Origin of the sequence: Microbacterium sp., from assembly GCF_046295495.1 — a bacterium.
Lineage (GTDB): Bacteria > Actinomycetota > Actinomycetes > Actinomycetales > Microbacteriaceae > Microbacterium.
This window is the reverse complement of record NZ_JBKBNC010000001.1, coordinates 73,256-87,164: the sequence shown is the minus strand read 5'-3', so window position 1 is coordinate 87,164 and position 13,909 is coordinate 73,256. Positions and strand designations below refer to the sequence as shown.

Annotated in this window: 11 protein-coding genes; 5 read left to right on the top strand and 6 right to left on the bottom strand. The window is 71.6% G+C overall.

Annotated elements, in window-relative coordinates:
• Positions 1-2: 2 nt before the first annotated feature.
• From ACK4LS_RS00440 to ACK4LS_RS00430, 3 genes are read right to left on the bottom strand one after another with little or no spacing between them, the layout of a single operon-like run.
• On the bottom strand, positions 3-1,163 hold the full coding sequence (locus ACK4LS_RS00440) for an AMP-binding protein (RefSeq protein ID WP_409711984.1): 1,161 nt from the start codon (positions 1,161-1,163) through the stop codon (positions 3-5).
• A 16-nt stretch (positions 1,164-1,179) separates the two neighbouring features.
• A complete protein-coding gene (locus tag ACK4LS_RS00435; RefSeq protein ID WP_409711982.1) occupies positions 1,180-2,082 on the bottom strand; it encodes a 1,4-dihydroxy-2-naphthoyl-CoA synthase in 903 nt (300 codons plus the stop codon).
• A 57-nt stretch (positions 2,083-2,139) separates the two neighbouring features.
• On the bottom strand, positions 2,140-2,937 hold the full coding sequence (locus ACK4LS_RS00430; protein WP_409711980.1) for an LLM class F420-dependent oxidoreductase: 798 nt from the start codon (positions 2,935-2,937) through the stop codon (positions 2,140-2,142).
• Positions 2,938-3,030: 93 nt separating this feature from the next.
• Here ACK4LS_RS00430 and ACK4LS_RS00425 point away from each other — a divergent pair, with 93 nt between their 5' ends.
• A complete protein-coding gene (locus tag ACK4LS_RS00425; RefSeq protein ID WP_409711978.1) occupies positions 3,031-3,210 on the top strand; it encodes a hypothetical protein in 180 nt (59 codons plus the stop codon).
• A 16-nt stretch (positions 3,211-3,226) separates the two neighbouring features.
• Positions 3,227-4,228, top strand: a complete 1,002-nt coding sequence (locus ACK4LS_RS00420; RefSeq protein WP_409711976.1) for an o-succinylbenzoate synthase — start codon at positions 3,227-3,229, stop codon at positions 4,226-4,228.
• Here the strand turns inward: ACK4LS_RS00420 and ACK4LS_RS00415 are convergent.
• Positions 4,215-4,841, bottom strand: coding sequence for a TetR/AcrR family transcriptional regulator (locus ACK4LS_RS00415; protein ID WP_409711974.1), 627 nt, complete (start codon positions 4,839-4,841; stop codon positions 4,215-4,217). The two genes, ACK4LS_RS00420 and ACK4LS_RS00415, sit on opposite strands and share 14 nt — an antisense overlap.
• Positions 4,842-4,958: 117 nt before the next feature.
• Between ACK4LS_RS00415 and ACK4LS_RS00410 the strand changes: the two genes are divergently transcribed.
• The 3 genes from ACK4LS_RS00410 to ACK4LS_RS00400 all read left to right on the top strand — a co-directional run bounded on the left by ACK4LS_RS00410 (position 4,959) and on the right by ACK4LS_RS00400 (position 11,058).
• A complete protein-coding gene (locus ACK4LS_RS00410) occupies positions 4,959-7,850 on the top strand; it encodes an MMPL family transporter (protein ID WP_409711972.1) in 2,892 nt (963 codons plus the stop codon).
• Complete coding sequence (locus tag ACK4LS_RS00405; protein WP_409711970.1) at positions 7,847-9,931, top strand: YhgE/Pip domain-containing protein; 2,085 nt, start codon at positions 7,847-7,849, stop codon at positions 9,929-9,931. Before ACK4LS_RS00410 ends, ACK4LS_RS00405 begins: the two co-directional genes overlap by 4 nt.
• A 182-nt stretch (positions 9,932-10,113) precedes the next feature.
• Positions 10,114-11,058, top strand: a complete 945-nt coding sequence (locus ACK4LS_RS00400; RefSeq protein ID WP_409711968.1) for an endonuclease domain-containing protein — start codon at positions 10,114-10,116, stop codon at positions 11,056-11,058.
• 129 nt (positions 11,059-11,187) lie between these two features.
• Here ACK4LS_RS00400 and ccsB read toward each other — a convergent pair whose 3' ends face one another.
• On the bottom strand, positions 11,188-12,195 hold the full coding sequence (gene ccsB / locus ACK4LS_RS00395) for a c-type cytochrome biogenesis protein CcsB (protein WP_409711966.1): 1,008 nt from the start codon (positions 12,193-12,195) through the stop codon (positions 11,188-11,190).
• 4 nt (positions 12,196-12,199) lie between these two features.
• A complete protein-coding gene (locus ACK4LS_RS00390) occupies positions 12,200-13,903 on the bottom strand; it encodes a cytochrome c biogenesis protein ResB (RefSeq protein ID WP_409711964.1) in 1,704 nt (567 codons plus the stop codon).
• Positions 13,904-13,909 lie beyond the last annotated feature (6 nt).

Here is a 13,909-nt window from a genome sequence, read left to right as displayed (position 1 = left end):
GCCTAAGCCCGCGGCCCCGGGCGCTCCGTCTCGAGCCACCGTCGCAACGCGGCGCGGTCGGGCTTGCCGGACGACAGCGTCGGCAGCTCGGCGACGGCCACGACCCGCGCGGGGCGGGCGGGAGCGCCCACGGCCGCCGCGACCACGGACCGGACGGTGTCGCGCACCGCCCCCTCCCGCGACGCCGGCATGCCGGGCACGACCACGACCGAACCCTGACCCCAGTCGGCATCCGGGATCGGCACGACCACGGCTTCCTCGAGACCGGGGATGCCACGCACCGCCGCCTCGACCCGGTCCAGCGACACGTTCACCCCGCCCGAGACGATGACGTTGTCGAGCCGCCCGGTCACGCGCAGGACGCCGTCGACGATCTCGCCGCCGTCGCCGGTGCGGTACCAGCGCGTGCCATCGGCGTCGACGGGGAAGACAGATGCCGTGCGGGCGGGGTCGCCGAGATAGCCCTCCGCGAGCATCGGACCCGACAGCCGCACCTCACCGTCGACGACCGACATCCCGACCCCGTCGAGCGGCACGCCGTCGTAGACGCACCCTCCGCTGGTCTCGCTCGACCCGTACGTGCGCACGATCCGGGCGCCGAGGGCCTCCGCCCGCTCGGCGACCGATGGCGCGAGGGCCTGACCACCGATCAGGATCGCCTCGAACGACCGCAGCGCCTCGGCCACGGTCGTGTCGGCGTCCGCGGCATCCAGGAGCCGTTGCAACTGCGCGGGGACGAGCGAGGTGTACGTCGGCACGCGGGAGCCGTTGTCGTGTGAGGCCATTCCGCGCGCAGCCGCCGCGAACGGCTCGGGGCGGAAGGGGCCGGCCACCACCGCGGGTTCGCGATCGGCCAGCAGAGCGCGCACGAGCACCTGCACTCCCGCGACGTAGCTCGCCGGAACCGCGAGCAGCCACGCACCCTCGCCGATGCGCCCCGCGGTCGCGTAGGCACTGGAGATGAGCGCGTTGCGCGAGAGCACCACCGACTTCGGCACGCCGGTCGATCCGGAGGTCGTCACCACGGCGGCCGTGCCCGCGGGCACCTCGGCGCGGAGATCGGTCGCTCCGAGGGAGACCGCCGGGCCCGCCCCGAGGACCGCCGCGCGCAGCGCCCGCAGCACGTCGCGGGGATCCGTGGATGCCGGCGGCTCGAGCCTCATGCGTGATCCCCGGCGATCAGTAGTGCCACGGCACGTCGGACCAGTCGGGCTCGCGCTTCTCGAGGAAGGAGTCCCGACCCTCGGCGGCCTCGTCGGTGCCGTACGCGAGCCGTGTGGCCTCGCCGGCGAACAGCTGCTGACCGACGAGTCCGTCGTCGACGGCGTTGAAGGCGTACTTGAGCATGCGGATCGCGGTGGGCGACTTCGTCAGGATCGTGCGGGCCATCGACAGCGCCTCGCGCTCGAGATCGGCGTGCGCGACGACACGGTTGACCGCTCCCATCTCGTACGCCCGCTCCGCGGAGTACTCCTCGGCGAGGAAGAAGATCTCGCGCGCGAACTTCTGGCCGATCTGGCGCGCGAAGTAGGCCGAGCCGTACCCGGCGTCGAACGAGCCGACATCGGCATCCGTCTGCTTGAACCGGCCGTGCTCGCGGCTGGCGATCGACAGGTCGCAGACGACGTTGAGGGAGTGGCCGCCGCCCGCCGCCCAGCCGGGGACGACGGCGATGACGACCTTCGGCATGAACCGGATGAGGCGCTGCACCTCGAGGATGTGCAGGCGGCCGGCGCGGCCGGGATCGTGCACGGTGGCCTCGTCGTGGGAGTACTTGTAGCCGTCGCGCCCGCGGATGCGCTGGTCGCCGCCCGAGCAGAACGCCCAGCCGCCGTCTTTCGGACTCGGACCGTTGCCCGTCAAAAGCACGACGCCGATCCGGTGGTCCTGGCGCGCGATGTCGAGGGCGCGGTACAGCTCGTCGACGGTGTGCGGGCGGAAGGCGTTTCGCACCTCCGGACGGTCGAACGCGATGCGCGCGACGCGACCGTCGTGGGTGACGTGGGCCGTGATGTCGGTGTAGCCCTCGGCGCCGGGCGCCAGGGTCCATTCCGCGGGGTCGAAGAGCTCGGAGACGGTCACCGGATCAGCCTACGCGCGGGGTTCCGTCCGCGGGTGCTGCGCAAACCGGATGCGCGATCAGGCGTTCTTGGCGTCGCGCCAGCGCAGCCACCGCTCGACGAGCGAGTAGTCCCACTCCGGTCCCGAGAAGCCGAGCGTGAACAGGCGCGTGCCGGCGTCGAAGAGGGCGTCGGCGACGTCTTCGTCGCGGTCCTTCAGCTCGTTCGACACGACGAGGTCGGACAGGTCGCGCTGCTCCGTCTCGGCCCACTTCTCGATGACCTCGAACTTGTGGGGCAGCTCGTCGGGCGTGACGAAGCTGTGCCAGATGTGGGCGTGCCGGGCGACCATGCGAAGCGTCTTCTGCTCGCCCTTGCCGCCGATCATGACGGGGATCTCGCGGGTGGGGGCGGGATTGAGCTTCGACCAGCGAGCGGCGATGCGGTCGAGGTCGGTCGCGAGGGCGTTCAAGCGCGAACCCGCGGTGCCGAACTCGTAGCCGTACTCGTCGTAGTCGCGCTGGAACCAGCCCGAACCGGTGCCGAAGATGAAGCGACCGGTGTCGCCGCCCTTCTTGCTGATGTGGTCGACGGTGCGGGCCATGTCGGCCTGCAGGTCGGCGTTGCGGTAGCTGTTGCAGTTGACCAGGGCGCCGAACTCGACGCGCTCGGTCTGCTCGGCCCAGGCCGCGAGCATGGTCCAGGCCTCGAAGTGCTCCCCGTCGGGGTCGCCGTACAGCGGGAAGAAGTGGTCCCAGTTGAACAGGACGTCGACGCCCATCTCCTCGAGACGGAGGACGGCGTCGCGGATGTCGGAGTACTGCACGTGCTGGGGCTGGATCTGAACGCCGAGCCGCACCGGGGTGTCGAAGAGCATGGCGTCAGCCTATGCCCGTGCCGCGCACCGGGACGGGTGGACCGCGGGGGTGCTCGCACGTAGCGTGGAGGGTTCCCGACGATCGGAGTCATCATGACGAAGAAGATGTCGAAGCTCTCGCGACTGCGCGACTACCTCTTCGGTCCGCGCCGGACGCACGAGCAGGCCGAGAACGCGCAGCAGTCACTGGACTCGCAGAAAGACCTGTCGTCCTACACCGTCGAACGCCAGACGTTCTGGCTCGGCGGGTTCGGCGGCGGCGGACCCCGCTGAGCGCCATGATGAGGGCATGAGCACCGTCGCCCTCCCCTCGCTCGCCGACATCCTGTCCACCGCGCGGGTGGTCTCGCTTCCCCTCGCCGCCCGGTTCCGCGGCATCCTGGTGCGCGAAGCGATCGTGTTCGAGGGGCCGGAGGGGTGGACGGAGTTCTCCCCCTTCGTGGAGTACGGCGACGACGAAGCGGCGACCTGGCTCGCCGGCGCCCTCGACTTCGGCTGGCGCACCGCTCCCCCGGCGCAGCGCGACACGATCCCCGTCAACGCCACGATGCCCGCGGTCGCGGCATCCGAGGTGCCCCGCCTCCTCGCCCGGTACGACGGATGCCGCACGGTCAAGGTCAAGGTCGCGGAGCCGGGGCAGACCCTCTCCGACGACATCGACCGCGTGCGGGCCGTGCGAGAGGTGATGGGCCCCGAGGGTCGCGTGCGCGTCGACGCGAACGCCGCCTGGAACGTCGACGAGGCGGAGCGCGCCGTGCACGCCCTGGCCGAGTTCGACCTCGAGTACGTCGAGCAGCCGTGCGCCGAGGTCGAGGAGCTGGCGGAGCTGCGCGCGCGCATCTCTTACCTCGACATCCCGGTCGCCGCCGACGAGAGCGTCCGCAAGGCGGCCGACCCGCTCCGGGTCGCGCGCAGCGGCGCGGCCGATCTGCTCGTCATCAAGGCGCAGCCTCTCGGCGGCGTCCATGCCGCGCGCGAGCTCACGCGGCAGGCGGGGCTGCCCGTCGTCGTCTCGAGCGCGCTCGACACCTCGATCGGGCTGTCGATGGGTGCCGCCCTCGCGGCATCCCTTCCCGAACTGCCGTACGACTGCGGGCTCGGCACCGCCTCGCTCTTCACCGCCGACGTCGTGGCATCCCCCCTCGTCGCGCGCCGCGGGGTGCTCGGGCTCGAGCGTCCACGCCCGACCTCGGCCGACCTCGACCGCGTCGCCGCCCCCGACGACCGCCGCGACTGGTGGCTCGCGCGGCTCGGCCGATGCCACGCCCTGCTGGAACTCAGTCGAGGATGAGACCGACCACCTGCGTCAGCCGCTCGGCCAGCCCCGAGCGCGCCTGCGCCGGCGACTGACGGGTGAGCAGGGCCGTCTCGGACGTGGAGATCCACACCGACAGGAGCAGGTCGGTCGCGACATCGGCCGGAACGCGCAGCGACAGCCCGCGCGCCTGAGCGATGTCGCGGACGAGTTGCGTGACGCTCCCACCCAATCCCTCGTTCAGGGCGAGGTAGGCCTCGGCGAAGTCCGCGTTGCGCAGGGCCTGCAGACGCGTCTCCGCACCGAGGAGCACGTCGAGACGGTCTTCCCCAGTCGCCTCCAGCACCTCGTGCACCAGCTGCATGACGTCACCGGCGGTATCGAGACCGCGGTCCTCGATCGAGGTCACGCGCTCGCGCACCGCCGCGATCGTGGTCTCCGCCGACCGCGCGCACAGCGCCAGGAAGAGCTCCTCCTTGGAGGCGAAGTTCGAGTAGAACGCGCCGCGCGTGAACCCGGCGCGCTCGCAGATCGCCTCGACGGACGCCGCGTCGATGCCGACCTCGGCGAACATCTCCGCGGCGGCATCCATCAGTCGGATGCGCGTGTTCTCACGACGCCGCGTCATCGCGGGTGCGGAATCGGTCATCGGGGGTCTCCACTTCTCGGGTGACGTCCAGGTTGACTGCCACCCTCGAGGAATACGATACATTGATGTATCCGATACGGTGATGTATCGACTCGTTCACCGATCGTGGGAGCCGCCGTGTCGACATTCCTGTACACCCTGGGTCGCTGGTCGTTCCGCCACCCCTGGCGCGTGCTGACCGCGTGGCTGCTGGTGCTCGTGCTCGCCGGAGGCGGGGTGGCGCTCTTCGCGAAGGGCACCGACAACACCTTCACGATCCCCGGCACCGAGTCGCAGGCCGGCCTCGAGATGCTCGAGCGCACCTTCCCCCAGGTCAGCGGTGCGAGCGCCGAGATCATCGTGGTCGCCGCCGACGGCGCGAAGGTCACCGACCCCGTCTATCAGGATGCCGTGCAGAAGACCTCCGGCGACATCGGCGGGCTCGACTTCGTCGAAGCCGTGACCGACCCGTACGACACCCGCATCTCCGGCGGCATCTCCGACGACGAGCGCGCCGCCATCGTCCGCATCCAGTTCTCGGGCGAGTCCACCGAGGTTCCGCAGGCCACCGAAGACGGCCTCCGCGACGCCGCCACCGCGCTCGGCGAGGCCCTGCCGAGTGGGTCTCAGGCCGTGCTCGGCGGTCAGCTGTTCGCGACCGAGATCCCCGGCGCCTCCCTCACCGAGGCCCTCGGCGTGCTGATCGCGGCCCTCGTGCTGATGGTCACGTTCCGCTCGTTCCTCGTGGCCGGCATGCCGCTGGCCACGGCCATCCTCGGCGTCGCCCTCTCGATCGCCCTCATCTTCATCGCGACCGGCTTCGCCACGGTGTCGTCGACCACCCCACTGCTGGCGGTGATGCTGGGACTCGCGGTCGGCATCGACTACGCCCTGTTCATCGTGTCGCGACATCAGGATCAGACGCGGGCGGGCATGGACCCCGAGGAGTCGACCGCCCGCGCCGTCGGCACCGCCGGTTCCGCCGTGGTGTTCGCCGGCATCACGGTGCTCATCGCCCTCATCGGCCTGAGCTTCGCCGGCATCCCGTTCCTCACTACGATGGGCATCGCCGCCTCGGTCGCGGTCGCGATCGCCGTGTGCGTGGGGCTCACGCTCACCCCGGCCTTCCTCGGTTTCGCGGGGCACCGCGTCGTCGGCTGGGGCTTCGGCCCCAAGAAGACGTCGCGCCGCCACCGTGGCGCGCCCGCCGACGATGCCGAGACGCTCGCCGCCGCCGCCGCCGAGCGCGACGAGCGGGCCGCCGCCGCGCGCACGCGCGCGGGTCGCAACGGCACCGCCACCCGCTGGGTCGGCCTGGTCACGCGGCATCCGGTGGTCACCACGGTCGCCGTGATCGGACTGCTGGGCGTCACGGCCATCCCGGCCGCGAGCCTCGCCCTCACCCTCCCCAACGCCGGGCAGCTGCCCGAGGGCGACGAGGCCCGCGTCGCGTACGAGCTCACCGACGAGTACTTCGGCCCCGGCGCGAACGGCCCGCTCATCATGACCGGCACCATCGTCACGAGCGACGACCCACTGAACCTCATGACCGACATCGGTGACGAGATCGCGAAGATCCCCGGCGTCGCCGAGGTGGCCCTGGCCACCCCGAACGAGACCGCCGACACCGGCATCGTGCAGATCGTCCCCGAGACCGCGCCCGACGACCCGCGCACCGCCGACCTCGTGCGCGAGCTGCGGTCCCAGGAAGACCGCCTGTTCGACGAGTTCGGCGTGCGCCTGCTCGTCACCGGCTACACCGCCGTCACGATCGACATCTCCGACCAGCTCGGCGCTGCGCTCCTCCCCTTCGGGCTGTTCGTGGTGGGCCTCTCGCTCGTGCTGCTCATGATCGTGTTCCGCTCGATCTGGGTGCCGCTCACCGCCGCGGGCGGATACCTGCTCTCGGTCGCCGCGTCGTTCGGCGTCGTGGCCGCGGTGTTCGAGTGGGGCTGGTTCGCCGACGCCCTGCACGTGGCCAAGGTCGGACCCATCATCAGCTTCATGCCGATCGTCGTGATGGGCGTGCTGTTCGGCCTCGCCATGGACTACCAGGTGTTCCTCGTCTCGCGCATGCGCGAGGACTACGTGCACGCCGACCGCGAGGGCCGGACGCCGCGCGAGGTGGCGCTCGGGGCCGTGCGCAGCGGATTCGCGGCATCCGCCCGCGTGGTGGTCGCGGCCGCCGTCATCATGTTCGCCGTCTTCGTCGCGTTCGTGCCCGAGGGCGACTCCAGCCTCAAGCCGATCGCCCTCGGTCTCGCCGTCGGCGTCGCCGTCGACGCCTTCCTCGTGCGCATGACCCTCGTTCCGGCGATCCTCGCGCTCCTGGGGGCGAAGGCGTGGTGGATGCCGCGCTGGCTCGATCGTCTGCTGCCCAAGCTCGACGTCGAGGGCGAGGCCGTCGAACGCGAGGTGCATCTGACCGACTGGCCGGCCGAGCCCGGCATGGCCGTCGCCGCCGACGACCTGCGCACCGTGGGCTCCTCGGATGCCGAGGAGCCGGTGTTCCGCGACGTGTCGGTGCGCCTCGGCTATGGCGGGACGCTTCTCATCACGGGTGAGACGCGCACCACCCGCACGCTGCTGCTCGCGCTGTCCGGTCGCCTCTCGCGGATCGAGGGCCGCCTACGCGTCGACGGGCTTCTGGTGCCCGAGCGCGCCGGGGCCGTGCGCTCGAGGGTGGGCGTAGCCCTCGTCGACGACCCCGCCACCGCCGCGGCCGAGGTCGCGCGGGCCGTCGCCGGCAGAACGCGCATCGTCGTGGTCTCCGACGTCGACCGGCTCGACGACGACGCCCGCGACGACGTCGCCGACGTCCTCCGCCGGGCCGCGACCGAGGTGCGCGAACGCTCCGGCGACGCGACCTCGCCGTTCACCCTCGTCGTCTCCGCGCGCGACGAGGGCCGTGCCCTCGCCCTGCTCTCCGCCGCGCAGCGCCCCGACGTGGCATCCCTCTCCCTCCCCACTCCGCGCCGTCACCGGCCCGAACCCGAGACCTTCGCCGATCTCTCCGAGGTGTTCGCATGACTCTCCCCGTCGAGCGCTCCCGCTCGCGCCGTCCCGTCACCTGGTTGACGCTCATCGGCGTGCTGCTGCTTCCCGCCGTGATCGGCGGCATCCTGGTCGGCGCCCTCTACGACCCCACCGACCGGCTCGACAACATCACCGCCGCGATCGTCAACGACGACAAGGCCGTCGAACTGAACGGTCAGCTCGTCCCCCTCGGGCGCCAGCTCACCGGCGGTCTCGTCAAGGGTGCCGACGACCAGCCGAGCAACATCGACTGGGTCATCTCCAACGACGAAGATGCCGCCTCCGGCCTCGCCGACGGCACGTACACCGCCGTCGTGACGATCCCCGAGAACTTCACCGCCGCCTCGCTGTCGACCCGCCCCGGCGAGACGCCCGAGAAGGCGACCATCGGGGTGCAGACCGCGCCGAACGCGCGCGTCGTCGACGGCGCGATCACCGCGCAGCTGGCCTCCACCGCGTCGAGCGTCTACGGCAGCGAACTGTCGTCGCAGTACCTCAAGAACGTGTTCCTCGGCTTCACCACGCTCAGCGACCAGCTGGGCTCCGCGGCCTCCGGCGCGCACCAGCTCGCCGACGGCGCCTCGCAGGCGGCGACCGGCGCCGGCGGGCTGCGCGACGGACTGGGCCAACTGTCGAGCGGGGCGGCGCAGCTCGCCGACGGTGCCGACCAGCTCGCGGCGGGTGCGGGGCCCCTCGCGTCGGGGGCGGACCAGCTCGCGACCGGGGCGAGCGCTCTCGCCGGGGGAACCCGCGATGCCGCCGCGGGCGTGAACAAGCTCGCCACCGGCGCCGACGGGATCGCCGCGGGTAATCAAGAGCTCGCCACGCGCATCGACGGTCTCGCCGATCAGATCCCCCCGCAGTTCGCCACCGAGGCCGAGAAACTGTCCCAGGCAGCACCGCAGGTGAACACGGCCCTGGTCGACGCCGCCGCTGCGCTGCAGAAGGCCGCCGACGAGTGCACCGACACGCCGGAGCAGTGCAAGGCGCTCCGCGACGCGTCGACCGCCGCGAACAAGGCCCTCCCCCAGGCCACCCAGACGGTCACACAGATCGGCGACCTGGCCGGACAGGCCGCGACGCTGCCGGCCGGCATCCGCGCCATCGCCGACGCCAACCAGCAGCTCGCCGACGGCGCCACGGGTCTGGCCGGGGGCGCACGCGAAGCGGCCGCGGGGATCGACACGATCGCGGGCGGCATCGACGGCGTCGCCGGAGGTGCGACGAAGCTCGCCGACGGCGCGCGCCAGTTCGGGACCGGCGCGTCGGCGCTGGCATCGGGCGCCCAGCAGGTGGCATCCGGGGCCTCCGACGCCGAGACCGGCGCCGCGCAGCTCGCCGACGGTGTGGGCCAGGTGGCATCCGGAACCTCGTCGCTCGCCGACGGCCTCGACACCGCGGTCGCGCAGCTGCCGACCTACACCGACACGCAGGCGACGAACCTCGCCGACGTCGTCGCCGACCCCGTGTCCGCGACCGGCGCGAGCGACTCGCTGTTCGGCCTCGCGGCCGTGCCGTTGCTGGCGATGGCCGTGCTGTGGTTCGGCGGACTCGCCTCCTTCGTCGCCTTCCAGGCCGTCTCGGCCCGCGCGCTGACCAGCCGGCGCCCCTCTTCACTCGTCGCCCTCCGCGGCTTCGCCCCCGCGGCCCTCGTGGGGGCGGTGCAGGGCCTGCTGGTCGCGGCCGTGGTGCAGGTGGCATCCGACTACGACTGGGGCGACTGGGCGGTGTTCGCCCTCGTGTGCGTGGCGGCCGGTGTCGCCTTCGCCGCCGTGCACCAGGCGCTCGTCGCCGTGTTCGGCGGGGCCGGTCGATGGATCGCCGCGGTGATCGGCGCACTGGCGCTGGGCGCCAGCATCGTCTCCACCGTCCCGCCCGCCCTCGCGGCGGTCGCCTCGCTGCTGCCCACGGCCCCTGCCTACGACGCGATGCTCGGCGCCCTGTCGTCGGCGGGCGGGGTGGCGGCGGGTGTGGCCGGCTTCGTCGTCTGGGCCGTGCTCTCGCTCATCGCGACGACGCTCGTCGTGGTCCGCCGCCGCACGACGTCGGCCCGAGCCGCCGCCCAGCCCGCATAGCCCGCCCCCGCCCCGACCCCCTGCCCCCCACCCCCCTCATCGAGTGTCCAAAACACCCGGACGGTTTTCCGGGACGTCCGGGTGTTTTGGACACTCGCGCGGGCTGACGGGCTGCTGACCGCCGGTCACGGGACGGCCGGGCGGCTCCTCCCCACCCCGGCGGCGGGGGACCTGGTCCACGGATGCCGGGGAATCCGATGCCGCCACCACCCGCGATGCGATGTGGTCGAGGCATGCACAGGCAGCCCCTCCCCCACGAACTCGGACCCGCGTTCACCGTGCGCGAGGCGCGGACGCTCGGCGTGGCGCGAGATCGACTGACGGCGTTGGATCTCCGCGCACCGTTTCACGGCGTTCGCGCACGCGTCGACACCGCCGCCGACGACATGCTGGCTCGATGCCGCATCTATGAGCCGCGCCTGACCTCGGCCCAGTTCTTCAGTCACACCACCGCGGCGGCCTTGTGGGGCCTCCCTCTGCCCACGGTCGACTCGACGAGCCTGCATGTTTCGACTCGTCCACCGGGCCGAGAACCGCGAACACGCGGGGTCAGGGGGCACCGCCTCGACCTGCCGATCGAGCACCTGACGCTCCGCCACGGTCTCCCGGTGCCAACCCCGGCCGAGACCTGGGCGCAGCTGGGTGCACTGCACCGCGTCGATGATCTCGTCGCTGTCGGCGATGCCATACTCACGCGGCGCCTGGCCGAACGCGCCGATCTCGAAGAGGCCGCCCAGCGCCTCGCCCGACGCGGAATGAGTGGTCTCCGCGAAGCGCTGCCCCTCCTCCGGGCGGGCGCCGAGTCGCCCCGGGAGACGGTTGTGCGCCTCATCCTCGCGCGAGCGGGTCTGCCCGAGCCCGAGCTGAACCGCGACCTTCGCGATGAAGAAGGTCGCTTCGTCGCGCGCCTGGATCTCGCCTATCCCGCGTACCGCGTGGCCGTGGAGTACGACGGGAGACAGCACGCCGAGCTGGCGCAATTCAGACGGGATGCCGACCGGTGGCCGGCGATCGCCGCTCAGGGGTGGCTCCTGGTGCGCGTCGTCGACCACCACCTCGAAGATCCCACTCGATCGGTCGTCGCACCCGTCGACCGCGCCCTCCGTTCCCGCGGTTGGCGTCCCTGACGCGATCGACTGTCCAAAACACCCGGACCGATGGAAAAGCGGTCCGGGTGTTTTGGACAGTCGGCGAGGGCAGCACGCGGGAGGGCCCGCCCAGCGAAAGCCGGACGGGCCCGAGAGCGAGCACAGCGCCTACGTCGTCAGGCCGCTGTACGCGTGCAGGCCCTTGAAGAAGACGTTCACGATCGTGAAGTTGAACAGCACGGCGGTGAAGCCGATGATCGACAGCCACGCCGAACGCGTGCCGCGCCAGCCGCGGGTCGCGCGGGCGTGGATGTATCCGGCGTAGAGCACCCAGATGACGAAGGTCCAGACTTCCTTGGTGTCGAAGCCCCAGAAGCGACCCCACGCGTCGTTCGCCCAGATCGAGCCGGCGATCAGCGTGAAGGTCCAGAAGATGAAGCCCACGATCGCGAAGCGGTAGGCCAGCGACTCGAGGGCGTCGGCGTTCGGCACGGTGCGCAGGAAACTACGCGTGGGCTCGGCATCCACGGGGGCATCGGCGAGCTTGCGCTCCCGGCGCGTCTGGATGAGCTGCACGACGGAGAGCCCGAACGCGAGGGCGAACAGGGCCGTCGCGAGGCTCGCGACGAACACGTGCACCACGAGCCACACCGACTTCAGCGGGTCGGCCAGCGGTACGACCTCGACGTGGAAGGCCAGCGTGGCACCGCCCAGGAGCAGCACGGCGAGGCCGGTCATGAGCGAACCGAGGAAGCGCAGGTCGTAGCGCGTGAGCACGGCGAGATACACCGCGATGATGAGCAGCAGACCGGTGAGGGCGAACTCGTACATGTTCGACCACGGCACGCGCTCGGCCGCGATCCCGCGCAGCACGGTCGCCACGAGGTGGAACACGAAGCCGAGCGCCGTGAGCACCGTGCCGAGGCGCGCCCACAGGTACCGCGGCTTCTGTGCGGCGGTGGATGCCGACGACCCGCGGCCCGAGGAGATCACTCCCCCGCCGCCCGCGGTGACGAGCTCGCGCGCGACGACCTCGTCCTTCGCCTTCAGGGCGAGATCGGAGCGGCGTGCGAGGTCGATGGCGTAGGCGATGAACGCCAGCACGTAGATGGCGACCGCCGTCCACACCAGGAGGAGGGAGATCTCATCGAGGAGAAGCGGATCGGTTCCGGGCATGGTGTCAGTCTACTTTTCCGGTGTCGGGGTGGCTCTGGGCGGGAAGAGTGCTGCCGTGCCGTTCGGCGAGCTGGTCGACGGCGGCGGCGAGCGTCGGATCCTCACCGCGGGCAAGGCCCGCGTACTCGACGACCACGGCGCCGTCGCGCGGGCTCGCCTTGACCCACATGCGCCGACGCGGCACGAACAGGGCGGCGAGCAGGCCGAAGAGGGCCAGCAGTGCGAAGGCGAGCACCCAGGGTCCGGCGAGGTCGCGGTGGATCGACAGCGAGGCGAAGCGCTTGACCGAGCCGTCGTACCCGGCCGCCCCGGCCGGCGCCTCGTTCTCGAACGTGATGGTGCCCAGTCCGTTGGGCAGGTCTTCGGTCTCGCCCGGCATCAGCTGCAGCGCCGGGGTGCCGCTGTCTCCGCCGGCGATCTGCGTCATGCCCGAGGGATCGAGGGTGTACACCGAGCGCGGGGTGCCGTCGTCGATGCCGAGGTCGCCCTCGTACACGCGCAGCGTCAACACGGGGTACTCGAGGTCGCCGAAGGTCGAGGTGAGGGCGCCAGAGGGCAGCACATCCATCGTGGGATAGAAGAAGCCCAGCAGACCGAGCTGCTGCGGCAGGCCGTCGGCGACCTTGATGACCCCGAGCGAGGTCATGTTGGCGTCCTGCGGGAGGAAGGCGACGGAATCGTGGAACACCTCCACGCCCTGCGCATCGCGGATCGTGACGGTGGGCGCGTAGCCGTTGCCGAGCAGGTAGACGCGGTCGCCCTGCACGTCGAGAGGGTGGTTGACCCGCACCTCGCCCTGCTGCGGGTCGGACCCGGGGGCCTGCGTGGTGAGGTGGGCCACGAAGTCACCGGCCTGACCCGAACCCGGCTGACCGGGAGGCACGTACGACACGTCGAACTGGTCGAGCGTCAGCGAGTACGGAGAGAGCGTGTCGCCGCTGACGAACCGGCCGGGGTTGAACGAGGAGTAGTCGAGGAGGCTGTTGACGAAGGCCTGGCCCTCGACGAGCACACGCTGGCCCGTGTAGGTGTAGCCACCGCCAAGGCCCACCGCGATCAGCACGCCCACGAGCGCGGCGTGGAAGACGAGGTTGCCGGTCTCGCGAAGGTATCCGCGCTCGGCCGACACCGAGAACGTGCCGCGCCCGTCGTAGCGCGCCACACGGTACCCGCTCTTGCGCAGCTGGGCCGCGGCGCTGTCGACGGCCGCCGCCGCGACCACCGCGGCATCCTGGTCCGCTCCGATCGTGAACTCACGGGTGCGGTGGTCGTCGAGACGCGACAGGCGCGCCGGCGTGCGGGGCGGCTGCGAGCGCAGCGCCTTCCAGTGGTGCTTCGTCCGGGGCAGCACGCAGCCGATCAGCGAGATGAACAGCAGCAGGTAGATGGCCGAGAACCACGGCGAGGTGTAGACGTCGAACAGGCTCAGGTTGTCGAGCACCGGCGCGAGGCCGGGGTTGTCGGTGAAGTACTGCGTGACGCCGTTGGGATCGGCGCTGCGCTGGGGCACAAGGGAGCCGGGAACGGCGGCGATCGCCAGGAGGAGCAGCAGCACGAGGGCCGTGCGCATGCTCGTCAGCTGCCGCCAGCCCCAGCGAAGCCAGCCGACCACGCCCAGCCGCGGCTGGGTGATGTCGTCGGTCGAAGACTCGGCGGCCGAATCGGCGTGGTCGGACGGGCGCAGCACGCCGTCGGCGGAATCGGTCACGGAGCT

Excerpts from the sequence above, each read along its gene's own strand:
- ACK4LS_RS00440 (WP_409711984.1), bottom strand. The coding sequence starts at position 1,163 with ATGAGGCTCGAGCCGCCGGCATCCACGGATCCCCGCGACGTGCTGCGG.
- ACK4LS_RS00430 (WP_409711980.1), bottom strand. The coding sequence starts at position 2,937 with ATGCTCTTCGACACCCCGGTGCGGCTCGGCGTTCAGATCCAGCCCCAG.
- ACK4LS_RS00425 (WP_409711978.1), top strand. The coding sequence starts at position 3,031 with ATGACGAAGAAGATGTCGAAGCTCTCGCGACTGCGCGACTACCTCTTC.
- ACK4LS_RS00420 (WP_409711976.1), top strand. The coding sequence starts at position 3,227 with ATGAGCACCGTCGCCCTCCCCTCGCTCGCCGACATCCTGTCCACCGCG.
- ACK4LS_RS00415 (WP_409711974.1), bottom strand. The coding sequence starts at position 4,841 with ATGACCGATTCCGCACCCGCGATGACGCGGCGTCGTGAGAACACGCGC.
- ACK4LS_RS00405 (WP_409711970.1), top strand. The coding sequence starts at position 7,847 with ATGACTCTCCCCGTCGAGCGCTCCCGCTCGCGCCGTCCCGTCACCTGG.
- ACK4LS_RS00400 (WP_409711968.1), top strand. The coding sequence starts at position 10,114 with ATGCCGGGGAATCCGATGCCGCCACCACCCGCGATGCGATGTGGTCGA.
- ccsB (WP_409711966.1), bottom strand. The coding sequence starts at position 12,195 with ATGCCCGGAACCGATCCGCTTCTCCTCGATGAGATCTCCCTCCTCCTG.